The organism is Diaminobutyricimonas aerilata (assembly GCF_002797715.1).
Classification (GTDB): Bacteria; Actinomycetota; Actinomycetes; order Actinomycetales; family Microbacteriaceae; genus Diaminobutyricimonas; species Diaminobutyricimonas aerilata.
This window is the reverse complement of the sequence record NZ_PGFF01000001.1, coordinates 128,077-151,006: the sequence shown is the minus strand read 5'-3', so window position 1 is coordinate 151,006 and position 22,930 is coordinate 128,077. Positions and strand designations below refer to the sequence as shown.

At 71.8% G+C, this 22,930-nt stretch carries 26 protein-coding genes; 13 read left to right on the top strand and 13 right to left on the bottom strand.

The window, feature by feature from the left end; translation table 11 throughout:
- Window positions 1-52: 52 nt before the first annotated feature.
- From CLV46_RS00785 to CLV46_RS16895, 3 genes are read right to left on the bottom strand one after another with little or no spacing between them, the layout of a single operon-like run.
- Complete coding sequence (locus CLV46_RS00785) at window positions 53-2,542, bottom strand: ABC transporter permease (RefSeq protein ID WP_100363037.1); 2,490 nt, start codon at window positions 2,540-2,542, stop codon at window positions 53-55.
- Entirely contained in the window at window positions 2,542-3,297 is a 756-nt protein-coding gene (locus CLV46_RS00780; RefSeq protein ID WP_245866409.1) for an ABC transporter ATP-binding protein, read from the bottom strand. Before CLV46_RS00780 ends, CLV46_RS00785 begins: the two co-directional genes overlap by 1 nt.
- Window positions 3,294-3,578 carry a hypothetical protein gene (locus tag CLV46_RS16895; protein WP_245866408.1) on the bottom strand — a complete coding sequence of 95 codons (285 nt, stop codon included), beginning with the start codon at window positions 3,576-3,578 and terminating at the stop codon, window positions 3,294-3,296. Before CLV46_RS16895 ends, CLV46_RS00780 begins: the two co-directional genes overlap by 4 nt.
- Before the next feature lie 98 nt (window positions 3,579-3,676).
- On the opposite strand from CLV46_RS16895, the gene CLV46_RS00775 reads away from it, so the two are divergent.
- On the top strand, window positions 3,677-4,384 hold the full coding sequence (locus tag CLV46_RS00775) for a TetR/AcrR family transcriptional regulator (protein WP_100363035.1): 708 nt from the start codon (window positions 3,677-3,679) through the stop codon (window positions 4,382-4,384).
- Window positions 4,385-4,396: 12 nt separating this feature from the next.
- On the opposite strand, the gene CLV46_RS00770 is transcribed toward CLV46_RS00775, so the two are convergent.
- A complete protein-coding gene (locus CLV46_RS00770) occupies window positions 4,397-4,849 on the bottom strand; it encodes an iron chaperone (RefSeq protein ID WP_100363034.1) in 453 nt (150 codons plus the stop codon).
- Between the two features lie 113 nt (window positions 4,850-4,962).
- Between CLV46_RS00770 and CLV46_RS00765 the strand changes: the two genes are divergently transcribed.
- Window positions 4,963-5,310 carry a hypothetical protein gene (locus CLV46_RS00765; RefSeq protein ID WP_100363033.1) on the top strand — a complete coding sequence of 116 codons (348 nt, stop codon included), beginning with the start codon at window positions 4,963-4,965 and terminating at the stop codon, window positions 5,308-5,310.
- Window positions 5,311-5,319: 9 nt separating this feature from the next.
- Here CLV46_RS00765 and CLV46_RS00760 read toward each other — a convergent pair whose 3' ends face one another.
- Window positions 5,320-7,038: a long-chain-fatty-acid--CoA ligase gene (locus CLV46_RS00760; RefSeq protein WP_100363032.1), complete on the bottom strand. Its 1,719-nt coding sequence runs from the start codon at window positions 7,036-7,038 to the stop codon at window positions 5,320-5,322.
- Window positions 7,039-7,105: 67 nt separating this feature from the next.
- Between CLV46_RS00760 and CLV46_RS00755 the strand changes: the two genes are divergently transcribed.
- The gene (locus CLV46_RS00755; protein WP_245866407.1) at window positions 7,106-7,891 is read left to right on the top strand and encodes an SGNH/GDSL hydrolase family protein; all 786 of its coding nucleotides are present in this window, start codon (window positions 7,106-7,108) and stop codon (window positions 7,889-7,891) included.
- Between the two features lie 28 nt (window positions 7,892-7,919).
- Window positions 7,920-8,657 (top strand): GNAT family N-acetyltransferase, encoded by a 738-nt coding sequence (locus CLV46_RS00750; RefSeq protein ID WP_100363031.1) that lies wholly within the window; start codon window positions 7,920-7,922, stop codon window positions 8,655-8,657.
- Window positions 8,658-8,700: 43 nt separating this feature from the next.
- Here CLV46_RS00750 and CLV46_RS00745 read toward each other — a convergent pair whose 3' ends face one another.
- Together CLV46_RS00745 and CLV46_RS00740 are read right to left on the bottom strand one after the other, a co-directional pair.
- Window positions 8,701-9,816 carry an acyltransferase family protein gene (locus CLV46_RS00745; RefSeq protein WP_100363030.1) on the bottom strand — a complete coding sequence of 372 codons (1,116 nt, stop codon included), beginning with the start codon at window positions 9,814-9,816 and terminating at the stop codon, window positions 8,701-8,703.
- A 130-nt stretch (window positions 9,817-9,946) separates the two neighbouring features.
- Window positions 9,947-10,324, bottom strand: coding sequence for a DUF2255 family protein (locus CLV46_RS00740; RefSeq protein WP_100363029.1), 378 nt, complete (start codon window positions 10,322-10,324; stop codon window positions 9,947-9,949).
- 139 nt (window positions 10,325-10,463) lie between these two features.
- On the opposite strand from CLV46_RS00740, the gene CLV46_RS00735 reads away from it, so the two are divergent.
- Window positions 10,464-11,003 (top strand): phosphatase PAP2 family protein, encoded by a 540-nt coding sequence (locus CLV46_RS00735; RefSeq protein ID WP_157802178.1) that lies wholly within the window; start codon window positions 10,464-10,466, stop codon window positions 11,001-11,003.
- Window positions 11,004-11,027: 24 nt separating this feature from the next.
- The gene (locus CLV46_RS00730; RefSeq protein ID WP_100363027.1) at window positions 11,028-11,603 is read left to right on the top strand and encodes a mismatch-specific DNA-glycosylase; all 576 of its coding nucleotides are present in this window, start codon (window positions 11,028-11,030) and stop codon (window positions 11,601-11,603) included.
- A 117-nt stretch (window positions 11,604-11,720) separates the two neighbouring features.
- Here CLV46_RS00730 and CLV46_RS00725 read toward each other — a convergent pair whose 3' ends face one another.
- Window positions 11,721-12,482 (bottom strand): TetR/AcrR family transcriptional regulator, encoded by a 762-nt coding sequence (locus CLV46_RS00725; protein WP_100363026.1) that lies wholly within the window; start codon window positions 12,480-12,482, stop codon window positions 11,721-11,723.
- 90 nt (window positions 12,483-12,572) lie between these two features.
- Between CLV46_RS00725 and CLV46_RS00720 the strand changes: the two genes are divergently transcribed.
- Together CLV46_RS00720 and CLV46_RS00715 are read left to right on the top strand one after the other, a co-directional pair.
- A complete protein-coding gene (locus tag CLV46_RS00720) occupies window positions 12,573-13,574 on the top strand; it encodes an ATP-binding cassette domain-containing protein (protein WP_100363025.1) in 1,002 nt (333 codons plus the stop codon).
- Window positions 13,571-14,398, top strand: a complete 828-nt coding sequence (locus tag CLV46_RS00715) for an ABC transporter permease (protein ID WP_211282116.1) — start codon at window positions 13,571-13,573, stop codon at window positions 14,396-14,398. Before CLV46_RS00720 ends, CLV46_RS00715 begins: the two co-directional genes overlap by 4 nt.
- 211 nt (window positions 14,399-14,609) lie before the next feature.
- Here the strand turns inward: CLV46_RS00715 and CLV46_RS00710 are convergent, their stop codons facing one another.
- Complete coding sequence (locus CLV46_RS00710) at window positions 14,610-15,287, bottom strand: FadR/GntR family transcriptional regulator (protein WP_100363024.1); 678 nt, start codon at window positions 15,285-15,287, stop codon at window positions 14,610-14,612.
- A 130-nt stretch (window positions 15,288-15,417) separates the two neighbouring features.
- Between CLV46_RS00710 and CLV46_RS00705 the strand changes: the two genes are divergently transcribed.
- Window positions 15,418-15,819 carry a hypothetical protein gene (locus CLV46_RS00705; protein ID WP_100363023.1) on the top strand — a complete coding sequence of 134 codons (402 nt, stop codon included), beginning with the start codon at window positions 15,418-15,420 and terminating at the stop codon, window positions 15,817-15,819.
- Between the two features lie 53 nt (window positions 15,820-15,872).
- Here the strand turns inward: CLV46_RS00705 and CLV46_RS00700 are convergent, their stop codons facing one another.
- Window positions 15,873-16,487: a flavodoxin family protein gene (locus tag CLV46_RS00700; RefSeq protein WP_100363022.1), complete on the bottom strand. Its 615-nt coding sequence runs from the start codon at window positions 16,485-16,487 to the stop codon at window positions 15,873-15,875.
- A 172-nt stretch (window positions 16,488-16,659) separates the two neighbouring features.
- Between CLV46_RS00700 and CLV46_RS00695 the strand changes: the two genes are divergently transcribed.
- Together CLV46_RS00695 and CLV46_RS00690 are read left to right on the top strand one after the other, a co-directional pair.
- Window positions 16,660-17,919, top strand: a complete 1,260-nt coding sequence (locus tag CLV46_RS00695; protein ID WP_100363021.1) for an alpha-hydroxy acid oxidase — start codon at window positions 16,660-16,662, stop codon at window positions 17,917-17,919.
- Window positions 17,920-18,572: 653 nt separating this feature from the next.
- Window positions 18,573-18,965 (top strand): four-helix bundle copper-binding protein, encoded by a 393-nt coding sequence (locus CLV46_RS00690; protein WP_157802177.1) that lies wholly within the window; start codon window positions 18,573-18,575, stop codon window positions 18,963-18,965.
- Between the two features lie 232 nt (window positions 18,966-19,197).
- Here the strand turns inward: CLV46_RS00690 and CLV46_RS16590 are convergent, their stop codons facing one another.
- From CLV46_RS16590 to CLV46_RS00675, 3 genes are all read right to left on the bottom strand, one after another.
- On the bottom strand, window positions 19,198-19,527 hold the full coding sequence (locus CLV46_RS16590) for a hypothetical protein (RefSeq protein ID WP_157802176.1): 330 nt from the start codon (window positions 19,525-19,527) through the stop codon (window positions 19,198-19,200).
- Window positions 19,528-19,646: 119 nt separating this feature from the next.
- Window positions 19,647-20,738: an acyl-CoA dehydrogenase family protein gene (locus CLV46_RS00680; protein WP_425430417.1), complete on the bottom strand. Its 1,092-nt coding sequence runs from the start codon at window positions 20,736-20,738 to the stop codon at window positions 19,647-19,649.
- A gap of 31 nt (window positions 20,739-20,769) precedes the next feature.
- The gene (locus CLV46_RS00675) at window positions 20,770-21,000 is read right to left on the bottom strand and encodes a hypothetical protein (protein ID WP_100363017.1); all 231 of its coding nucleotides are present in this window, start codon (window positions 20,998-21,000) and stop codon (window positions 20,770-20,772) included.
- A gap of 136 nt (window positions 21,001-21,136) precedes the next feature.
- On the opposite strand from CLV46_RS00675, the gene CLV46_RS00670 reads away from it, so the two are divergent.
- Both CLV46_RS00670 and CLV46_RS00665 read left to right on the top strand, forming a co-directional pair.
- A complete protein-coding gene (locus CLV46_RS00670) occupies window positions 21,137-21,970 on the top strand; it encodes an ABC transporter ATP-binding protein (protein WP_211282115.1) in 834 nt (277 codons plus the stop codon).
- Complete coding sequence (locus CLV46_RS00665; protein ID WP_100363016.1) at window positions 21,967-22,929, top strand: iron-siderophore ABC transporter substrate-binding protein; 963 nt, start codon at window positions 21,967-21,969, stop codon at window positions 22,927-22,929. Before CLV46_RS00670 ends, CLV46_RS00665 begins: the two co-directional genes overlap by 4 nt.
- The last annotated feature ends 1 nt before the right edge of the window (window position 22,930 follow it).

Here is a 22,930-nt window from a genome sequence, read left to right as displayed (position 1 = left end):
CCGGCCCACGGTCACGGCGCGGAGACCCGAACGGGATGAACGCGCAAGACGCTCACCCCTCCGCGATCACCTCCACGGGCCGGCCTCGCGTCGCCCATCGGATGGCGGCGGCCGCGACCGGCAGCACGATGAGCGCCACGAGACCGAGCAGCCCCGGGTAGATCCAGCCGGGCGCGGACGGGAACGGTGTGCCGGTCACCGCGAGGGCGGTGGGCACGATCGCGACCGAAGCCGCCACCGTCCCGACGACGACGCCGACGGAGACGACGGCCGTCAGTTCCGCAGCGAGCATCCGATTCAGTTGGCTCGCGGTCGATCCCGTGAGTCGTTGCAAGGCGAACTCCCTCCTGCGGCTCAGCACCGACACCGCGACCGTGTTCGCGACCGCGATCGCGGCATAGGCGACGGCGATCGCCACGAGCAGGTAGTCGATGAGTGCCTGCACACCGAGCCCGGTCGCGAACAGCTCGCGAACACCCGAGCGATCGGTGACGACCGCGTTCGGGACCGCCGCGTGCAACGCCGAATGCTGCGCGTCCCCGATGACGAGGAGGTGCCGAGCCGCCCGCGCGTCGGTATGCGCCGCGACCAGGTCGGCGGGAAGGTACAGACTCTCATACCCCGGCCGATCGTCGAGGAGCGCGACGATCCGCGCCTCCACGAACGCGCCATCACCCATCCGCAACCCGAGCTGGTCACCGATCCCGACGCCGAGCTCACGTGCGGTGCGGGACGGCACAGCGACCGACTCCCCTTCCAATCGCGCAAGGTCGCCCCTTTCGACCGGGATGCCCACCACGTCCGCGCCCGCGGAGTCGACGCCTCGCAGAGACCAGGGGGCGTCACGGTGGGAGGGGTCGAACGGTCGCTCGATCCACCCGGCGCTGATCATCAAGCGTGAGGCCGCCGTGACACCGTCGAGGGAGCGCACCCGATCGACCGCAGCCGCCTCCACCCCGGTGGGGACGGAGAGCACGGCGTCTGCTCGGAGCGATGCGGCGGCGGCATCCGCAGCGGCGGTCGCCTGCGTGAACTGACTCACGAGGTTGCCCGCGCCCAGCCCGACCACGAGCGCGACCGACGTCGTCACCGTCGCCCAATGAGGGATCCGAGCCCGCGCGTTGACGACGGCCAGCGTGCCCAGGCGCGCAGCCACCCCGCGCGCCAGCGGCTTCGAGAGCGCCAGGCCCGCGCGGAGCAGGGCCGGCGCCAGCAGCGCAACGGCGATCACCGCTGCCAGCACCGCCGGCCCGCCGGTCGCGGACACGAGCGACGGCGGCATGATGGCGGTGAGCACGCCCAGCGCCGTTGCACCCAGTCCGAACAGGATGCCGAGGATCCAGCGCGCGACCCCCGTGCCGGCCGCGTCCAGGGTGGGGTCGCGGAGTGCCTCGATCGCTCGCATCCGCGACACCGATCGGGCCGCGGTCAGCGATGCCACGGCCGCGACCAGCACAGAGACGACGAGGGCCACCGCGACCGGGAGCACGCCGATGCGCATCTCGATCCCGCTCGCGACGAGACCGCCGGACTGCATGGTCGCGAATACCGCCTCGGAGAGCGGGATGCCGAGGGCCAATCCCGGCAACGCGCCGAACAGAGCCACGAGAGACGTCTCGCCGACGACGAGGGCCCGCAGTTGACGCGTGGTCGCACCGCCGGCCCGCAGCAAGGCGAGCTCACGCCGACGTTGACTCGTCGACAGCGCGACGGTCGCCGAGACCACCGTGCCGAGCACGACGAGCACGATCCCACCGAAGACGGCACCCGTGACGATCGCCGGCAGGCGGGAACGCGAGACGGCCGAGTCCTCGGCGGCACCCCGACCGTCGCCGGTGAGCGCGGACACCCCCTCGATGCCGCGCTCGATCGCGCTCGCCGCATCTCCCACCGCGTCCACCGGGACGACCCCGACCGCATCGACGCGGCCGTCGCCGCCGGTCCACGCCACCGCCTCATCGTCGCTCGAGAAGACGGTCGGATGCCCGCCCTCGACGATGCCGGCCACTCGGACCGTCCGGCGGACACCCTCGACGACGAGCTCGATCCGCCTCCCGACCGTGATGCCCCAGTTCCGGGCGAGCTCTTCCGAAACCGCGACGGAGTCATCACCCGGGGCCGAGCCGTCGATGGCGCCGGCACCGGGATCCAGTGACACCGCGGACCAGTTGCGGCCGATCACGGGGTGGGTGCGGCCATCCAGTGTCACGGAACCGGCCCACCCGATGATGGGCACGACGGCCTCGACCTCGTCGAGTCGTGCGATCCGCTGCACCGTGTCGGGAGTGATGCGATGACGCTCCGGATACGGACGCAGGTCGGTCGTCGGGCGGCCCTCCTCGTCGAGCATCGTGTAGTCGGCGTCACCGATCACGACGACCGGTGCGCCGGCGGTGCGCACGGGAGGAGCGGCCAGTCGGATGCCGGTCTCGAAGAGCCCGCCGCACAGCACGAGCAGGGCCGCGCCGACCAGCACGGCCGCGAGCACCGCGACGAAGGCGCCCGCCCGACGTCGCAACCCCGCGAGGGCGATCCGGAACATCAGTTCACGCCCGAGGCGACGCGCGTTCGCGTGGACAGTCCGGCGAGGAGAGCGGCCACACGGTCGGCGCCGGGTCGCTGCACCTGCTCCACGATGCGGCCGTCGACGAGGAACAGCGCCGTGTGGGCATAGGACGCGGCGACCGGATCGTGGGTGACCATGAGCACGGTCGTCCCGTATTCGTCGGCGGCCGCACGAAGCAACCCGAGCACTTCGTGCGCCGTGGAGGTGTCGAGGGCACCCGTCGGCTCGTCCGCGAAGAGCACCCGCGCGTCGCCGACGAGGGCGCGGGCGATCGCGACCCGCTGCTGCTGTCCTCCGGAGAGCTGGCCCGGCCGGTGGTGTGCACGTTCCGAGAGCCCGAGCCGACCGAGCACCTCGTGGATGCGCGCGCGATCCGGTCGACGGCCCGCGAGCACAGCAGGCAACGCGACGTTCTGCGCCACGGTGAGCACCGGCATCAGGTTGTAGGACTGGAACACGAACGCGACGCGATTCCGGCGCAGCACGGCCAGTTCGTCCTCGGTGCGCCCGTCGAGCGACTCGCCCAGCAGCGTGACCGTGCCACCATCCGGGCGGTCGAGGCCGGCGGCGCAGTGCAGGAGGGTGCTCTTGCCCGAACCGGAGGGGCCCATGATGGCCGCGAACGTGCCGGACTGGAAGGCCGCGGTGACGCGGTCGAGTGCCCGGACTGCGCTCTCTCCTGAACCGTAGACACGGCTGACGTCGTCGAGCCGCAGGGGCGCCCCGATCACAGGAGTTCCTCCGATCTCGGCACCCGCGTGCCGCTCACGGGCCGCTCGGAGCGGCCGCGTCCCGGTAGCCGCCCCGCGACGAAGACCGCGGCGATGAGGGCGAGGACCACCACCCCGCCTGCACCGAGCGTCCATTCCCAGAACGGCACGATGGCCGAGCCGCCGAGCCACCAGATCATCGCCCAGACGGCCACCTGCGCGAGGGTGGCGACGAAGACCACCAAGCTCACGACCCAGGCGGTCACCACCAGGCCGCGCGGCGCGCGTCGCGTCTCATTCATCATCGGACCTTTCTGTTCATAGGCTCCACTGTTTGGACTATACACAGTTGGGGCCGTGTCGCGATAGCATTGCGGCAGACAGAAAGAGGACCGACCACATGCCGCTCCCGATCGGGTTGGAACGGGCCTGGGACGGGATCACCGCGACGTCGACCCGCGGACCCCGCCCCGCATACACGCTCGAGCAGGTGGTCTCCGCGACGGTCGGACTCGGAGATGCCGAGGGGATCGTCGGCATGTCACTCGGCCGGGTCGCCGATCACCTCGGACTCACGACCAACGCGATGTACCGCTACGTGAGTTCGCGGGATGAACTGCACGTGCTCGCGCGAGAGGTGGGACTCGGGGACCCACCGGCGATCTCACGAGACGACTGGCGGGCGGGCGTGCGCGAGTGGGCCCATGCACTCCGGGAGCGGTATCGAGCGCATCCGTGGTTGCTCGACGTGGCGGTGAGGCTGCCGACCAGCCCACGCACACTGATGTGGTTGGAGGCGGCACTCGAGGCGCTGTCCGGTACGGGACTGGACACGACGACGACGTTGCAGGTCGTCACCTTGGTCGACGGCTTCGTACGTGCGGCGTCGCAGACGGAGCGTGACCTCCTGACCGCGGGCGAGTCGTTCGACCCATCCGTCGGCGAATTCATCGCTCCACGCCTCGTCACCCGCAACCTGGAACACGTCGCCGCGCTCGTCAGCGACGGCTATCTCTCCCGGCCGCCCGGCCCGCCCGGCGCGGATTTCGAGTTCGGCCTCGCATGTCTGCTCGACGGCATCGAGACCAGGACCGCCGCCGCGGGGTGACCCGCCCCGCTTTCAGCCGGAGGCGCGCGCGAGAAGCTCCCGGATCCGCGCCTCGCCTTCAGCGGAGAGGTGGGTGAGTGCGAACGACGTGGGCCACAGGCCGCTCTCGTCGTCGAGCCGCGCCTCCGTGCTGAAGCCGAACGTCGAGTAGCGCTCCTTGTCGACCTGGCCGCTGCGGAAGAAGCACACCACCTTGCCCGCCCTCGCGTAGGCGGGCTGCCCGTACCAGAGCTTCGGCGCGAGGTCCGGCGCCGCCTCCGCGATGAGGGCGTGGAGCCGTTCCGCCAGCGCACGATCGGGCTCGGCCATCTCGGCGATCTTCTCGAGCACCGACGCCTCGTCCTTCGCCGCCTTCGAGCCGCCCTTTCGGGCCTCCGCCTTGATCTCGGCCGCGCGCGCCTTCATCGCCGCGCGCTCCTCGAGCGAGAATCCTGCGGTCTTCTCGTCGGTCGTCGTCTCGCTCATGCCCTGCTCCTTCGTCGATCGTCGCCTGGATGCGTTACACGGTAACGAGCGGATCTCGCGTGGCGCTTCTCGAATCCTGATCGATGCGGTGACACGCTCATTAGCCTGAAGCGGTGGACACCGCGGACTGGATCGAACACCGGCGAGACGACGGCGAGATCGTCGGATGGATCCGTCCCGTGGGCGAGGACTTCCAGCCGATCGACCTGCTCGGGCACGAGGTCGGCGGGCCCGTCGAGTGGCTCGACGCGGAGCGGGTGCTCGAGGAGCGCGGACTCCGCTTCCTCGCCGACCCGTACACGCTGCGCCTCGACGACGGCACCGACCTGCGCGTGCGCATCACCCAGGTGAGCCGCGACCGCGTCGTCGTGAAGCGCGACGACTGGGGCGACATCGGCACTCCGCTGCTCGAATACACGCTGCCGTTCCCCGCGCCGGAGGAGCTCCGGCCGCTGCGCTGACCGCCGACGTCAGGAGTCGCGGTCGAGCATCCGCTGCCGCACCTCGCGTCGCAGCACCTTTCCCACGAGGTTCCGCGGGAGCTCGAGCACGATGTCGATGCGCCGCGGCACCTTGTAGGGCGTGAGTCGCGTGCGCACGAACTCGCGCACCGCCTCCACGGTCGAGTTGCGACCGACCCGCAGCACAATCGATGCCGCGACGTCCTCCCCGCCGGAGGTGCGGGGGAGCCCGACGACGGCCGCGTCGAGCACGTCCGGATGCTCACGCAGCGCCTGCTCGACCTCGGACGGCGCCACGTTGAAGCCGCCCGTGATCACGAGTTCCTTCAGTCGGTCGACGATGCGCACGAACCCGTCGTCGGAGACCTCCGCGATGTCGCCGGTGCGCAGCCAGCGCTCCGGGAGCAGCGCCGCCGCGGTCGCCTCGTCGTTGCCCCAGTACCCCTGGAACACTTGCGGACCCGAGATGAGCAACTCCCCTCGCTCGCCCGGTGCGAGCTCGCGATCCGGGTGCTCCGGATCGATGAGCCGGATGCGCGTGCTGGGGAAGGGCACCCCGACGGTGCCCGGGCGGCGGGTCGGACCCACCGGGTTGCCGAGGGCGACGGGCGAGGTCTCGGTCATCCCGTATCCCTCGACCAGGTAGCCGCCGCTCACCGCCTCCCACCGCTCGACCGTCGACACGGGGAGGCTCATGGCGCCGGAGATGGCGTACCGCACGCCGCTCACGTCGATGTCGCCCTTCTCCGCCGCGGCGGCGATGCGCTCGTAGAGCGGTGGAACGGCGGGGATGAAGCTCGGGGGCGTGCGTCGCGCGGCCGACACGATGAGCCCCACATCCGGCGTGGGGAAGAGCACGAGCCGGGCTCCGACGCTGATCGCGAATGTGAGGTTGAGCGTCAGGCCGTAGGCGTGGAAGAGGGGCAGCACCCCGTAGAAGACCTCGTCGCCCTCGCGCAGGCCCGGCAGCCACGCGCGACCCTGCATCGTGTTCGCCACGAGATTGGCATGACTCAGCACGGCACCCTTCGCCGCGCCGGTGGTGCCGCTGGTGTACTGGATGAGTGCCGTGTCGTCGACGGAGGGTCGGGGGTGAGCGGCGTCGAGGCGCCCGTGCACGTGCAGCCGACGCCAGTCGTGCACGAGCGGATGACGGGGCACGGATGCGCCCAGTGCGGAGCGCGCCTGGCGGGCCTTCGCGATCGGCAGGCGCAGCGCGATCCGCTTGCCGAGCGGCATCGCATCCACGATGTCGGCCGCGATGATCGCCTCGATACCCACCGCATCCGCGAAGCCGAGCACGGTGTCGACGACCTTGGTCCACGCCACGACGACGCGGGCGCCGTGGTCCTCGAACTGGTGGCGCAGCTCCGGCGCCGTGTACAGCGGGTTGTGCTGCACGGCGATGGCGCCGAGACGCAGCACCGCGTAGAACGCCACGACATTCTGGGGCGAGTTCGGAAGGATGATCGCGACCCGATCCCCCGCGCTCACACCGAGCCGCCGCAGCCCCTCGGCCGCCTGTGCGACCTGCTGCTCGAGGGCGCCGTACGACATCACGCGCCCGAAGAACTCGAGCGCGGTGCGCTCGCGGTGGGCGCGGCACGAACGGTCGAGCACGTCGACGAGGGTGTGGTCGACGTCGGGGATGTCGGCCGGAACCCCGGGCGCATAGTGCTGCAGCCAGGGTCGCTCCGGGTCGGAAAGGGTGTCGTGCGGCTCGTCCATCCCCCTCATGGTGGCGATGCCCGCTGGGAGAAGGCCCTCCACACGGCCGCAGGCGTACGCTGCTCGGGTGAATCCCGCGGCCGGCTCGAACATCCGCAGCTTCGTCGCCATCGGCGACAGCTTCACCGAGGGGGTGGGCGACGAACTGCCCGACGGCTCGGTGCGCGGCTGGGCCGACCTCGTCGCGATCGGGTTGGCCCGCCACACCGCGCCCGAGCCGTTCCGCTACGCCAACCTCGCGATCCGCGGGCGCAAACTCGCGCCCATCGTCGCCGAGCAGGTGGATGCGGCGGTCGCCCTGAACGCCGACCTCGTGAGCATCAACGGCGGCGGGAACGACATCATCCGCCCGCGCATCGACATGACGGCGGTCGCCCGGCAGTTGCGCGACGCCGTCGACCGGCTGGCCGCGAGCGGTGCCCACGTGCTGCTGCTCAGCGGAGGGGACCCGTCGGAGCACCTGCCGCTCGGCCGACTCGTGCGCACGCGCGGCGAGGAACTCACGCGCCGGCTGCTGGCCGACCCGCTGCCCGACGGCGTGACGATGGTCGACAACTTCGGAGATGCCGGCCTGCGCGACATCCGGTACTGGTCGGCCGACCTGCTGCACCTCGGCCCGGCCGGGCATGCTCGCGTGGCCTCGAACGTGCTGCGCGCCCTCGACGTGCCGGTGCCGCCGGAGTGGGGTGTCGACGAGGTGGCCGCGGCGGCGCCGGGCGCGCCCGCGCGGCGCACCGCCGCCTACTACCGCGAGCACGTCATGCCGTGGGTGGGTCGCCGTCTCACCGGGCGGTCCTCCGGTGACGGACGCGAACCGAAGCGGGCCACCCTCGAGCCGGTGGCGCTCGACTGAGCCGGGCTCGACTCGGTAGCGTTCCCGCGTGATCGACGCGACTCTCGCCCGCACCGCCCACGGGGACGCCTGGCAGGTGCACGGCCTCATCCGCACCGACCGCGGCGGCGCCGTCGGCGAGCTGCCCGGCGTGCGCCTGATGGCGAGCGGGTTGCCCCATCCGGCCTACAATAACGGCGACGTGCACGACGTCGACGCGGTCGACCGCGACGCCCTCGAGCGCTGGTACGCGGAACGCGGTGCGCCGTGGGGCGTGCGTGTCCCCGCCGATGCGACGTGGGATATGGGACGTCTCCTCTTCCGCAAACGCCTCATGGCGCTCGACGCGCGCGACCTCGTCGCTGCCGACGTGCCATCCGGCGTGCAGCTGCGTGCCGCCACCGGGAGCGACCTCGCCGCCGTGACCGCCGTCGACGCGGAGGCGTTCGGCGGCGAGCCCGCGACCGACTGGATGGCGCCACTCGTCGAGACGGAGCCGGTCGACGTCGCGCTCGCGAGCGTCGACGGCCGCCCGGTCGGCACCGGGTACATCGTGCGCGCCGACGGATGGGCGGGCCCGAGCGGGCTGCTCGGCGGCGTCGCCGTGGTGCCGGATGCGCGACGGCGCGGCATCGCGGCGGCACTCTCCTCGTGGCTCCTGGCCCGCGCGTTCGAAGGGGGCGTCGGGTTCGTCGTACTCAACCCCGACACCGACGAGGCCGCGCGCGTGTACGCGCGGCTCGGCTTCGTCGAGCTCGACGGCTTCGACGTGTACGTCGCCGAGTAGGCACGGCGGGTCAGCCCGTCGGCAGCCGCCTGCGGGACACGCCTCACAGCACGCGTCGCAGCCCCGGCAGCCGCCGCAACCCGGCTGCGACGAGGAAGGACAGCGGCAGCCCCACCGCGACGCCGACCGCGAAGCCGAGCACCGCGGGCATCCCGAGCGGATCCAGGGCGACCGCCACCGCGGTGATGACCGGAGCGTGCACGAGGAACACCGAGAACGCACTCGCCGAGAGCTCCCGCGCCACCCGTCCCTGACGATCGGCCCGGCGCCGGAACAGCACGATGAGTGCAAGGGGCATACCGGTCGCCATGACGGCCTCCCACAGGGCGAGCACCGCCGACTGCCAGGTGCCGCCGCCCGCCATCGCGTCGGGGTACAGCGCGATGATCGGCAGCAGCAGCACGGTCGCGACGATGACCGTGATGCCCGCGCCGACGCCGAACCGGCCCGGGAGCCGCTCGAGCCACCCGCGGCGATACGCGACCGCCCCTGCGGCGAACAGGGCGACGTATTGCGGCGCTTCGAACGCGGAAGGCAGGTCGACCACCGGGATGAAGGTGCCGAACGGCACGAGGAAGCGCCACAGGTAGGTCGCCGCGGCGAGCGCGACCACGAAACCGACGAGCGCGCGCACTGTGAGCCGCCGCTTGTGCGTAGGGCCGGCCGGCCGCCCGAGCCGCACGAGCGCGTAACCGAGCGAGAACACGAGGAGCACCCCGAGGAACCATGCCGGTCCCGAGCCGATCGCGTCGAGATAGCTCGGCAGCGGCGCACCGAGGCCGACCGCGCCGATGGCGGCGGCGAGGGGCGCGAGCGCGAAGACGTACAGCAGGAGCGGTACGCCCAGTCGCAGCAGGCGGTCGCGCACGAACGCGCCCGCTCCCTTGCGGTCGAACGATCCCGGCGCGAAGTAGCCGGAGATGGCGAAGAACGAGCCCATGAACCACGACTGGTTCACCAGCAGGAAGATCAGCGCGACGGTGGTCGCGGCCGTGTCTGCTTCGAGCTCGACCCAGTACCACGGGCCGGCGGCGCCGTACATGAGCGCGAGGTGATGCAGCACCACGAGCACGATGAGCGCGACACGCAGGTTGTCGAGCCACGCGAGCCGTGGCGTTCGGGTGGGTCGGGGGGCGGCTTCGGCCATCGGACGCGTCATGAGCCGACACTAGGAACGCGGGCGCCCGACCCGCGTCGGCCGCACAGCCACCATCGCCCGCCGGGAGGTCAGACCCTGCGAGCGGTGCGGCGGATCGTCCAGGCGGCCACGGCCGATCCGCCCGAGTCGCTCAGTCGATCGGCAGCAGCAACAGGGTCGCGGCGGCCGCCTTCTCGCCGACGACGGTGCCGACGATCGCGGCTCCGTGACGGTCGTACTTCGCGTGGTACGCGGCATCGATGGCCGGATGCTGTGCCGCATCGGCGATCACGAACGTCACGTCGCGTTCCACACCGCCCGCGCGGATGCGTCCCGCGCCGCTCGCGACGGCCCGGCGGAACCATCCGTTCTGCGGCCCGTAGGCGGAGCGCACGTAGACGCCGTCGCCCACCCGCACGGCCCAGATCGTGACGGCGGGCCGCAGCGTGCCGTCCAACCGCCGCGAAGTGATCTGCAGCTCCTCGGCCGCGCCGACCTTCTCGAGTTCCTCATCCGTCCACGTCGACATGCTCGACCTCCTGTCGGGCGACAACAGCACGCGGGGGCGACCTGTTCCCGCCCGGGCGGAATGCGGACGACGCCTCAGGATCGGCCGCGAATCCGATCCGTCGCCCCTCGACAGGGTGAAGCTGGATGCGGAGGGAGCGATGGGCTGGATCGAGGCGTGGGACGCGACGTGGCTCCAGGTGATGCGCGAGGCGCGCGCACCGGCTCTGACGGCGGTGGCCCTCGCGCTGAGCGTGCAGGGCGGGGTGCTGTTCGGGTCCGTACTGCTGCCCGCCGCCCTCGCGATCGCATTCGTGGTGCGGGGGTACCGCCGGGGCGGGCTCTTCCTGCTCGCCACCGCGGTCGCGACGGCGGTACTCACGCGCGTCGTGAAAGAACTCGTCGGCGCGGACCGCCCGCCGGGCGGGCTGCTCGAGCTCGCGAGCCCGTCGTGGCCGAGCGGGCACGCGTCCGCCGCATCCGCACTCGCGGTATCCGTCGTACTCCTGGTGCGCCGCTCATGGGTGGTCGCCGCGGGGGCGCTCTACGTGCTGCTGCACGCCCTCGCCCGCACGTACCTCGGCGTGCACTGGTTGAGCGACACGGTCGCGGGCGCCGTTCTGGGAGCGGCGGTGGCGATCGTCGGCTGGCTGCTCACGGGTCGTCCACGCGCCGATCGGACCGTGCGCACGGCGGCGTGAGACGGGGTCGGGCAGAATTCGCTGATGGGATTCACCCGCGCGCAGCTCGAGGCCTTCCGGGGCGCGGAGATCCCCGACCTCGTCGGTGAGGGCATCCGATTGTTGTTCGTCGGCATCAACCCCGGCCTCTGGACCGCGGCGACGCGCACACCGTTCGCACATCCGGGCAACCGTTTCTATCCGGCGCTGCTCGAGGCCGGCATCATCGACCGGATGCCGGACTTCGCCGCCGGCATGAGCGATGCCGAACGCGCCGCCTTCGTCGAGCGCGGCATCGGCATCTCGAACCTCGTGCGGCGGGCGACCGCGCGCGCCGACGAGCTCTCGCGGGCGGAGCTGCGCGACGGCGCACGCCGGCTCGCGGACGACGTGGCCCGCTGGGCGCCCGACGTCGTCGCGATCGTCGGCATCACCGCCTACCGGCAGGGCTTCGACCGGCCGCGTGCGACGGTGGGGCGGCAGGACGAGACGCTCGCCGGCGCCGAGTTGTGGGTGGTGCCGAACCCGAGCGGCCTCAACGCCCACGACACCGTCACCACCCTCGCCGCCGCCTACGCCGGACCCGCCCGCGCCGCGGGGCTGCTGCCGCCCGTCCGCTGAGGCGTTTGCACGACCCGTTCCCCTCGACGGGCTCAGGGAACGTCGCTCGCTGAGCCCGTCGAAGCGAGTCGTACGGCGGTTCCCTTCGACGGGCTCAGGGAACGGGCGCGCCGGCGGTCAGCGGCGGGACCGGATGCGTGCCTCGAGACCGTCGAGGATCGTGTCGAGACCGAAGGTCAGCGCGTGCACCGGATCGGCTGCGGCGTTGAACTCCTCGCCCGCGGCCGTGCCGACGCGGCCGGAGATGACGAGGTCCGGGTCGTCGATGACCCGCTCGAGCACGGGAGCGACGATGCCCCACCACTCGGCGTCGGTGAGTCCGGATTCGTCGCGCGTGCGGGCGAGCGTGCGCCGCACCCGCGCCGTCGATTCGACATGGCTCAGCACGAGGGTGAGTGCCGCATCCATCTCGACGTCGGTGAGGCCGATGCCGTCGAGGGGTCGCACCTCCGCCTCGTACTTGCGGCTCACGTGGGGGCCGAGCGTCGGCCGCGCGGCCCGCAGGTCGAGCAGCCACGGATGCCGTTCGTACAGCTCCCAGTTCTGCTGCGCCACATGACGCATGGCCGCGCGCCAGTCGCCGGCCCGTGACGGCTCCTCGACGTCGTCGCCGTAGAGCTCGGCGAACACGGCGTCGAGCATGAGCGCGGTCAGGTCGTCTTTGCCGGGCACGTGGCCGTAGAGCGACATGGCGCCGACGCCCAGGCGCTCGGCGACCTTGCGCATCGACACCGCATCGAGCCCGTCCGCGTCGGCGAGCTCGACGCCGGCCCGGACGATGCGTTCGACGGTCAGCCCGGATCGTCCGGCGTTGGGGTGGTGCCCCCACAGCAGGTAGATGCTGCGCGTGAGGTCCGCGGCGCTCGTTCGTCTCGCCATTCCCGCCCCTTCCGCGCCGCCTCTTGCGTTTTCGTACACCGTACTCTACGGTTCTCGTACGCCGTACGGTACGGCATACGAAGGAGATCCATGACCTCGACCAGCACGCAGGCCGCGATCGTCGCCGACGGAGTGGTCAAGCGGTATCCCTCAGCCGCGCCGGACGACCCCCCGGCGCTCGACGGGTTCGACCTCGAGGTGCCGCACGGCACCGTGCACGGGTTGCTCGGGCCGAACGGCGCGGGCAAGACCACCGCGGTGCGCGTCATGACCTCCCTCCTCGCCGCCGACTCCGGCACCGTGCGGGTCGCCGGGCACGACGTGGCGCGGGAGGGCGCGGAAGTGCGCCGGCGCATCGGACTGGTCGGGCAGTACGCGGCCCTCGATGAGCAACTCACCGGCCGGCAGAACCTCGTGCTATTCGGTCGACTCAGCAGGCTCTCCCCCGCGGACTCGCGCCGCCGGGCGGACGAGATGCTCGAACGGTTCGCGCTCGCCGACACCGGCCGCAAGCCGGTGAGCGCCTACTCCGGCGGCATGCGCCGACGGCTCGATCTCGCGGTCAGCCTGCTCGTCGCCCCGCAGGTGTTGTTCGTCGACGAGCCGACGACCGGACTCGACCCGGGCGGACGACGCGAGGTGTGGGATGCCGTGCGCACCCTCGTCGCCGGCGGCACGACGGTGCTGCTCACCACTCAGTACCTCGAGGAGGCCGACCAACTCGCCGACCGCATCTCCCTCGTCGCGCACGGACGGGTGGTCGCCGCCGGCACACCCGGCGAACTGAAGAAGCGGGTCGGCGACGACACGCTCGAACTGGTGCCGCAGGACCCGGCCGAGATCCCCGCCGTCACCCGGCACGCCGAGCGTTGGGCGACCGGTCCCGTCCGCAGCGCGGACGGCCGCGTGCACGTGCCGGTCGCCGACCGCGGCGAGGCGGTGCTCGGGCTCGCCGCCGTGCTGGCCGACTCGCGCATCCGGGTCGCCGACCTCGCCATCCGCACCCCGACCCTCGACGACGTCTTCCTCTCCCTGACCGGGACCACGGCGACGTCGAACCCCACCACCCGAACCGAAGGAGTGCCCGCGTGACCGCCACCACCGCATCCCCCGCCGCATCCGCCGCTCGACCCGTGCGCTGGTTCATCGCCGATACCGCCACCGTGACGGCTCGCGAACTGCTGCACTGGCGCAACCGACCGGGCGTGATGGCGTTCGGCTGGTTCTTCCCGGTGATGATCATGCTGATCTTCGTCGGACTGCTCGGCGGCGCGATCGGCGCACCCGCGGGGGCCTCTTACCTCGACTTCGTCATGCCCGGAGTGCTCGCCATGACGATGTTCTTCGGGCTCGAGGGCACCATGACCGCGATGCTCGCGGATGTGTCGAGCGGCATCACCGATCGATTCCGGTCGCTGCCGATGAGCGGGGCCGCGGTGATCGCCGGCCGGTGCGTCGCCGACCTGTTGAACAGCCTCGTCGGCCTCACGCTCGTCGCCGCCACGGGCCTCCTGCTCGGATGGCGCCCGGACGCGCCCGTGCACGCCGCCGCCGCTGCGCTCGGGTTGCTCATCCTGCTGCGGATCGCGATGCTCTGGATCGGTGCCTACCTCGGCCTCCGGGTGCGGAACCAGGAGGCGGTGAACGCGATCCAAGTGCTCGTGTGGCCCCTGCTGTTCCTCTCCAGCGTGTTCGTCGACACGGCGACCATGCCCTCGTGGCTCGGCGTCATCGCCGACGCGAACCCGCTCTCGCAGACGGTCACCGCCGTGCGCGGACTGCTGGGCGAGCAGGCCGGCGGCGGAGCATCCTGGTTCGCCGACAACGCGTCCGCGCTCGCGATCGTCGTGCCGATCGCGCTGACCGCCGTCTTCCTGCCGCTCGCGGCCCGGCGATGGCGGCGCCTCAGTCGCTGAGCCCCCACGGGCGCGGCGACCGTGTCGGTCGCTGAGCCTGTCGAAGCGGGTCGCACGACGGGCCTTCGCCGAGCTGGAGGGGCGCGGCGGTCCCGCCATCCACATTCCTTCGCGCCGGGGTCATCACGCGCGCAAGCGGAAGGATGCGCGGCGGAGGTCGCACGCAAGCCGACATTTCCCTGCCCGGACGAGAATCGCGCCGCGGCAGCCGCTAGCGGGCCTCCCCGTAGTAGCCCTCGATGTGGGCGCGGAGCGCGGCGGATGCGCCGGGCCCGTCGCCCGCACGCAGGGCCTCGAGGATGCCGCGGTGCTCCCGGCGCAGACGGGCGGCGGTCGCGTTCCAGTCGGGGAGGCGCTCGGCCGCGGCGAGCGTGTAGTCGCGCACGGCGTGACGGATCGACGCCATCATGGCGCCGATGAGCGGGTTACCGGCCGACGCGGCGACGGCGACGTGGAAGGCGGCGTCGCGGTCGAGGAACTCCGCCGGGGCGAGCGTCTCGTCATCCATCTCGCCGAGCAGGGCGGCGGCCGCGTCGAGACTCGCATCGTGCGGGTCGGCGTGTTCCGCCGCCCAGGTCTCGAGCAGCACGCGCGTCTGCACGACGTCGGTCGCGTGGAGGTGCTCGGTCGCGAGGTGCAGCCGCAGCGCGGAGCCGAGGGCCACCGACGGCTCCGCCACGACGACGGTGCCCGAGGTGGGCCCGGATCCGACGGCCGAACGCACCACCCCCATCGCCTCGAGCACGCGCAGTCCTTCACGCACCGCGGTGCGCGAGACGCCGAGCTCTTCGGCGAGCGCCCGCTCGCCGGGCAGCCGTCCGCCGAGCACGAGGTCGCGCGCGGCGAGCCGCCGCTCGACCCAGTCGAGCACGAGTTCGTGCGAGCGCATGGTGCGAACCTACCGAACACGGAACCGCCCAACCGCCGCGGCGGGCCGGCGGTGAGGCGGTAGTAAGCGGCCGCCGGATACTCTCCGTATCAAGAAGGTGCATCACCTACTCGACGGGGACTGAACACCGATGCTGGAACTCGTCACGAGTGGCTCGTCCGAAGTCACGGTGACGCTGCTCCATGACGTGCCGGGACGACCGCGCCTGCGGTGGGAACCCGACGACGAGGCGTTCGAGATGCACTTCGATACCGACCTTCTCGGACGCGGAAGCCTGACGTTCTCCGGCTTGATCGTGTACGTGGCGTCACCTGGCGCAGAGGACCTCGGCGATGTGACCAGACGAGTGCCTGGAGGTGGCATCCGCATCCGCTTCACTGAGGAGTCGGACGGGGTCCACGTCCGGCTCCGACTACCGGACGAGGTGCGAACGATACTCGAGGCGCACGCGCTAGCCAGAGTCCTGGTCGACACCTCCACCGCCGGGCGCGCCGAGTTCGCGCCCACGTCTGTCACGTGGGAACGCCTCTAGTGGCCCGAGACCCGAGAGACGGACCAGCCGTTCTACGAGCCCGGCGCTGAGGGTCAGGAGACTGCGGGATACGGGTTCTGCTTGGTGACCCGGGCCAGGTGCGCCACGTACGCCGCGACCGATTTGGTCGTCGTCGCGACCTGCTCGGGGGTCTCGTCGAGGTCCTTGTAGTCGATGCTGCCCATCGCCTCGCCGTTCCAGTAGGTGACGCCCTGAGCGGGGATCGTGAAGCCGACGTCGTTGAGCGCCTGGAAGAGTTCCGCGCTGATCTGGTGTGCGCCGTCCTCGTTGCCGACGATGACCGCGCACGCGACCTTGTCGAACAGGATCGGGCGGCCGAGGTCGTCCTGCTCCGAGAGTTCCGCATCCAGTCGTTCGAGCACCCGCTGGGCGATGCTCGTCATGTGCCCCATCCACGTCGGGGTCGCGAGCACGAGGATGTCGGCGGCGAGCACCTGCTCGCGGATCTGCGGCCACTGGTCGCCGTCACCCATGTCGGCCTCGACGCCGGGCTTCACGTCGTAGTCGACGACGCGGAACGACGAGGTGGTCACCCCGTGGTGCGCCAACTCGGCGATGAGCTGCCCGGCGAGCACGTCGGTGCTCGATTCGGCCGGCGACGGCTTGAGCGTGCAGTTGAGCGCGACGGCGGTGAGGGTCTGGTCCATGTTTCTCTCCGGTTTCTCGGGTGCGGTGTCCGGTCCAGGTTCGGTGCCGTGGGCGGCACCGCCTCGCCGCTCACGGCAAGCGCTCAGCCGTCGGACAGCGTCCGGCGGGTCGCATCCGCCCGGATGCTGTCGTACACTCGTGTGGTCTGACCACACGTTCCGAGGAGCCCCCATGGTGCAGCGCCGCATCCCCAGCCCGCGCGATCTCGCCCCGCTCATGCGTTTCAAGGCGCCGACGCTCGACGCGAAGAAGCGACGACTGCAGTCCGCGCTCACGATCGCCGACCTGCGCGCGATCGCGAAGCGCCGCACTCCGAAGGCCGCGTTCGACTACACCGAAGGCGCCGCCGAGGCCGAGATCAGCCTCGCGCGGGCACGCCAGGCGTTCGAGGACATCGAGTTCCACCCGGCGATCCTGCGCGACGTGTCGCACGTCGACACCGGATGGGACGTGCTCGGCAAGCGCGTCGAGCTGCCGTTCGGCATCGGCCCCACCGGCTTCACCCGCATGATGCAGACCGAGGGCGAGATCGCCGGGGCGTCCGCCGCGGCCGCCGCGGGCATCCCCTTCGCCCTGTCGACGATGGGCACGAGCTCGATCGAGGACGTCGCCGCGGCGGGCGGCCCGACCGGACGCAACTGGTTCCAGCTGTACATGTGGAAGGACCGCGACCGCTCGATGGCGCTCGTGGACCGCGCCGCGAAGGCCGGGTTCGACACGCTGCTCGTCACCGTCGACGTGCCCGTCGCCGGTGCCCGCCTGCGCGACACCCGCAACGGCATGACCATCCCGCCGACGCTCACCCCGGCGACGGTGATCAACGCGCTCCCGCGTCCGCAATGGTGGATCGACTTCCTCACGACCGAGCCGCTCGCGTTCGCGAGCCTCGACCGCTGGTCGGGCACCGTGGCGCAGCTGCTCGACTCGATGTTCGACCCGACCGTCACCTACGACGACCTGCGCTGGATCCGCGACCAATGGCCCGGCAAGGTCGTCGTCAAGGGCGTGCAGACCGTCGCCGACGCCGTGCGGCTCGCCGACCTCGGCGTCGACGGCATCACCCTCTCGAACCACGGCGGACGTCAGCTCGACCGCGCGCCCATCCCCTTCCACCTGCTTCCGGATGTGGTGCGCGAGGTCGGCGACCGCACCGAGGTGCACCTCGACACCGGCATCATGTCCGGCGCCGACATCGTGGCATCCGTCGCCCTCGGCGCGCGCTTCACGATGATCGGACGCGCGTATCTCTACGGGCTCATGGCCGGCGGACGCGAGGGCGTCGACCGCGCGATCACGATCCTTTCGGGGCAGATCTCCCGCACGATGCGCCTCCTCGGCGTCGCGTCGCTCGAGGAGCTCGAGCCCGGCCACGTGACGCAGCTCCAGCGCCTCGCGCCGCGGCAGCGCGCGGAGTCGAGCACGCTCGCCTGACGCACCGCACTTCGGACACTCGGCGCGTCTGACGCACCGCGCGTCGGGCGCTGATCCGCCTGCCGGTCGGTTTCCCGTCAGTAGGTGCCCTTTCGGACGCGCCATAAGGGCCACTACTGACGGGAAACCGCCGCGCGGGCCCGATCGGCACCGGCGGCGGGCGATTTCCCGTCGCCAAATGCGGGTGACGAGCGGGCGCACCCGCAGTTTGCGACGGGAAACCGAGATGCGGCCGGGCGCGGCGCCCGCGATCCGCGACGGGGAACCGACCACGCGGATGCCGCGGGTGGGATCGCGGCGGCCATGAGTCGGCGGCGACTCGCGGTCGGTTTCCCGTCAGTAGATGCCCTTACGGACACGCCATAAGGGCCACTACTGACGGGAAACCGCCGCGCGGGCCCGATCGGCGCCGGCGGCGGGCGAGTTCCCGTCGCGAAGTGCGGGTGACGGGCGGGCGCACCCGCAGTTTGCGACGGGAAACCGGGATGCGACGGGGCGCGGCGCCCGCGTCGCTGGGAGTCGCGTGAGGCGTCCCGCACCGCGGGACGGCGCGGTCGTAGCATGGCGCCGACGGGCCCCGTGGATGCGCGAGTACCGGACCGCGCACGGCGGCCCCCGGAACGGACGGAATCACCATGATGATGAACGAGATGATGGGCGACCGCATGCGGTCCATGCAGGGCATGGACATGGACATGATGCAGCGCTGTATGGAGACGCTCACCGCCGCCGAGCAGGCGTGCGTCATGTGCGCCGACGGCGACGCCGAGGCCGGCATGGCGATGTGCGCCTCGATGTGCATGAACTGCGCGGATGTCAGCTCCGCCATGATGCGGATGATGCTGCGGCCGAGCGGCTTCGAGATGCAGTCGATGATGGCGATGATGCAGGCGACGATGACGATGATGACCGCGTGCGCCGAGGAGTGCGAGAAGCACGCCGACATGCACGAGCACTGCAAGCTGTGCGCTCAGGCCTGCCGCACCGCCGCCGAGGCGATGGACGACATGATGGCGTCGATGCGCGCCGCCATGTCGATGGGATGAGCCACTCCGGCCGCTGAGCCCGGTCGCTGAGCCTGTCGAAGCGACGCCCGCGGAACGGGTGCGCCCTTCGACAAGCTCAGGGAGCGAACGGCCCGGTCGCTGAGCCTGTCGAAGCGACGCCCGCGGCACGGGTGCACCCTTCGACAAGCTCAGGGCGCGACAAGCTCAGGGCGCGACAAGCTCAGGGCGCGTCAAGCTCAGGGCGCGGCGAGCTCAGAGAGCGACGACGCGGTCAGCCGACCTCGGGTGCCCGCAGCACGCTCACCCGCGCGTCGCCGGTGGCGAGCACGTCGTAGTCGGCGTGCAGCGCGACCGGGGCGCCGGGCTGCAGCGCGAGCGCCGCGTGGTGCCAGGCCCAGACCCGTCCGCCGTCGAGGAGCGCGAGCGCGATCCATCCGCCGGCCGTGACCTGCTCGACCGTGGCGTCACGCCAGCGGCTCGGCGTGGCGGAGGCGAGACGGACGCGCATGGGGGACGCCGCGTGCCCCGCATCGGTGTGCTCGCACATCGCGCCGTGCTCGCATCGTGCCGTGGTGGCCCGGGTGCTCGAACGGTTCGTCATGCTCGCCTCGTCTGGTCGCGGCAACCGGGAGGTCCGGATGCGTGCTGCCACGTTACGAACACCGCGGCCGAGTCACCAGGCGAGGCGTCACACACCGTAACCGTGTGACGCCGGCCGGCTCAGGGCAGCGGCCCGAGCAGGTTCGCGGCGACGGTCGCGTGCACCGACTCGGTGTCCGACGGGTGGTAGATACCCGCGAGCACGTCGCGCTGCAGGCGGGCGAGCTCGCTCGAGGAGCGGTAGCCACCCCCGCCTGCGACGCGCATCGCCTGGTCGACGACGTGCCGCGCGGTCTCCGTGGCGCGGTGCTTGGCGCCCGTCAGCTGACGGAACCAGTCGGCGCCGCGGTCGACCACCCCGTCGACGTCCGCGGCGAGCGTCTCGAGCTGCGGGGCGAGCGCGTCGAGGGCGAGCGCGGCGTCCGCGATGCGCCAGCGGATGTCGGGGTCGACCGCGTAGGAGGCGCCGTCGTTTTTGTGCGAGGTGCGCCGCTGCGCTGCCTCGACCGCGAGTTCGAGCGCCCGGTCGGCGATGCCCGCGTAGACGGAGCCGATGAGCAGCAGGAAGTTGGCGAAGATCCCGAACACGAACGGGTCGGCGCTCGGTCCGACCGGCAGGATGCGCGCGATCCGCTCCGCCGGCACGACCGCGCCCTCGAGCACGGTGGTGTGACTCTGGGTCGCGCGCTGCCCGAGGGTGTCCCAGTCGTCGAGCGAGCGCCAGCCCGGCGTGTCGCGCGTGAGGAACCCGTGCACGAGGCGGTCACCGTCGCGGCCGAAGACCCCGAGGCGCGTCCACGCGGGTGAGAGCGATGTGAAGATCTTCGTGCCGGTGAACGCGTAGCCGCCGTCCGGCCGCGGTTCCGCCCGCGTGAGCGAGTCGAAGAGCACCGCGTCGTTGCCGGGCTCGCTGTTGCCGAACGCGAACAGCTCCCCCGCCTCCGCCTCCTCGAGCAGCCACACCAGCGAGTCGTCCCCGCGCTCCGCGAGCACGCGCGCGACGCCGACCCACACGAGGTGCATGTTGATGCCGAGTGCGGTCGCCGGCGCGTGGGCGGCGAGCAGCCGCTGCTCCCGCGCGACCTGCAGCAGCGGACGCGGCGCGAGGTATCCGGCCGCGCGGAGCTCGTCGAGGTCCTCCCAGAAGAACGCGTTGTCGCGGTCGTAGCCGGCGGCACGAGAACGGATGCGGTCGAGCAGCTCCGGAGTCAGCACGCGACCAGACTAGGCCGATCGCCCCGGCTCACGACCCCTGTTGGTACACGGCGGTCGTGGCCGGCATCCCGGTCGCCGGATCGGCCGGCACGTCGGCCCCGGCGTCGGGGTCGCTCGCCGGGCTCGCGTCGCTCGTGCCCTCCTCGTCGACGGTGTCGACCTGCGCGGCGGAGGCCGCGTCCTGCGCGAGGGGCTCGTCCTGGGGCAGTCCGGAGTCGCTCATGGTGTCGGTGTGGGTGCGCTCGTTGTCGTTCGTCATGAGGCGACGCTACGACCGGGCCCGCCTCGTCGGGGCTTCTCACACCGAGGCCGCGGGCAGCTGCCAGCCGCGTCGCAGCCCTCCGGACCGACATGGTTTCGACAAGTGAGGTAAGCCTAAGCTAAGCTCCTCGACCGTGACCTCCGACCGGCTGCCCCACGGCGTGCGCGGCGACCACCTCTCCCTCGCCTACGGCTCGGACGAGGTGGTGCGCGACGCGAGCATCACGCTGCCCGTCGCACGAGTGACCGCGCTCGTCGGCCCGAACGGGAGCGGCAAGAGCACCCTGCTGCGCTCCCTCGCCCGCCTGCACCCTCCCCGCTCGGGCCGCATCCTGCTCGACGACGGCACCGACGTCTCGACCCTCACCCGACCCGAGTTCGCGCGCACCATCACCCTGCTCGCCCAGAGCCGCCCGACCCCGGGCGGCATCACCGTGCAGGACGTCGTCGAGTTCGGCCGCCACCCCCACCGCGGGCGTTTCCGCAGCGCCGACCCCGAGGGCGCGGCCGCCATCGCCCACGCCATGGACGTGACCGGGGTCGCCGACTTCGCCGACCGCCCGGTCGACCGGCTCTCCGGCGGTCAGCTGCAGCGGGTGTGGCTCGCGAGCTGCCTCGCGCAGGAGACCGGGGTACTGCTGCTCGACGAACCGACCACCTACCTCGACCTGCGCTACCAGGTCGAGATCCTCGACCTGATGCGCGAGCTCGCCGACGAGCACGCCGTCACCATCGGCGTCGTGCTGCACGACCTCGACCAGGCGGCCGCGGTCGCCGACCATCTCGTGCTGCTCTCCCGCGGCGACATCGTCGCCGCGGGCGCTCCCGGCGACGTGCTCGAGTCCCAGCGCCTCACCGACGTCTACGGCATCCGCATCGACGTCGACACCGACCCCTTCACCGGCGGCATCCGCACCCGCGCGATCGGCCGCCACCACATCCGCCCCGAAAGGACCCCTGCCGCATGAGACTCCGCGGAGCCACCCCCCTCGTCGCCCTGACCGCCCTCCTCGCGCTGACCGCGTGCGGCACCACCGAGGCGCCCGCGGGCGAGGAGTCCGGCGCGACCCTGACGGTGACGGATGCCCGTGGCGTCGAGGTCGAACTCGACGGCCCGGCGCAGCGCGTGGTCTCCACCGAGTGGAACGTCACCGAATACCTCGCGGCTCTCGGCGTCGAGCCGGTCGGGGTCGCCGACATCGACGGCTACAACACGTGGGACACGGCGGCGCCGATCGGCGACGACGCGACCGACATCGGCACGCGCGGCGAGCCGAGCATGGACACCGTGGCGTCGCTCAACCCCGACCTCGTCGTGGCGACGACCGACCTGCCCGAGACGGCGATCCAGCAGCTCGAGGAGTTCGTGCCCGTGCTGGTCGTGCAGAGCGCCGAGCTCGAGCGGCCCCTCGACCGGCTGCGCGAGAACGTTGAGCTCGTCGCCGAGGCGACCGGCACCGAGGATGCCGCGGAGGAGCTGCTCGCTGAGTTCGATGCCGCCCTCACCGACGGTGCCGCGGCGATCGAGGAGGCCGGGCTCACCGGAACGCCGCTCGCCTTCGCCGACGGCTGGATGACCGGCGGGCAGGTCACGATCCGCCCGTTCGTCTCCGGGTCACAGCTCGCCGCCATCAACGAGGAGCTCGGGTTCACCACCCCGTGGGAGATCGAGGGCGACCCCGCCTACGGTCTCGGCAGCACCGATGTCGAGGGCCTCACCGCGCTCGGCGACACGAAGTTCCTCTACATCACCTCGAGCGCCGAGACGGATCCCTTCACGAGCCTCGCCGGCAACGCGGTGTGGGAGTCGCTGCCCTTCGTGCAGTCCGGCGACGTGCACCGCCTGCCCGACGGCATCTGGATGTTCGGTGGCCCCAAGGCGATGATCCAGTACATCGACGCGGTCGTCGCCGCGGTCAACGCCTGAC